The organism is Roseomonas acroporae, from assembly GCF_023223525.1.
GTDB lineage: Bacteria > Pseudomonadota > Alphaproteobacteria > Acetobacterales > Acetobacteraceae > Roseomonas_E > Roseomonas_E acroporae.
Genome location: NZ_JALPRX010000279.1, coordinates 1 through 694 on the forward strand (window position 1 = coordinate 1; position 694 = coordinate 694).

Annotated in this window: 1 protein-coding gene; it reads left to right on the top strand. The window is 70.9% G+C overall.

Features of this window, described 5'->3' with window-relative positions:
- On the top strand, positions 1 to 515 hold a 515-nt coding region (locus tag M0638_RS28510), incomplete at its 5' end, for a tripartite tricarboxylate transporter substrate binding protein (RefSeq protein ID WP_248670340.1).
- Positions 516 to 694: the final 179 nt, after the last annotated feature.

Below are 694 nucleotides of genomic sequence, written 5' to 3' on the forward strand. Positions count from 1 at the left end.
AGTTCTCCCCGTCGCCTCCGTCCAGTTTCCCATGGCGCCCGACAGGCGCACTCTTCGCGTCGCGCACCGGCATCACGGCGACCCATGTGCCGTTCCGCGGCGCGGCGCAGACCATTCCGGCGATGCTGTCGGGCGACGTGGACTTCGCCATCGACAACCTGGCCTCCTACATACCGGCGATCCAGCAGGGCCAGATGACGCCGCTCGCCGTCACCTCGGCAGGCCGCTGGCCCGGGTTGCCGCAGGTGCCAACCATGGGAGAGGCCGGGGTGCCGGATTTCGTCGTCACGTCCTGGGCCACCTTCGTGGTGCCGGCAGGGACGCCGCGCGCGATCATGGACCAGCTCTCCGCGAGCATCCGTTCCATCGCCACCGATCCGGAGATGCAGCAGCGCTTCCAGACCGCCGGCGCCTTGATCCTCGGCAGCACGCCCGAGGAGGCGAGTGCGCGGGCCGCGAGGGAACGGCCGATGTGGCGGGAAATGGTACGGCTTTCCGGCGCGCGCGCGGACTGAGGCGCTCGCGCGGCCATACGCGCCGTGCCCCGCTTCCAGGGGCCGGCGTCGTCTGATGCGAGGATCGTGTCGGGGGGGGGCGGGGCCTGTGGCCAGCCGTCAGGCGCGGCGACCGGGATGTCGACGCGGCGGGACTGGATGCGGGGGCTGGATTTGAACCAGCGACCTTCAGGTTATGA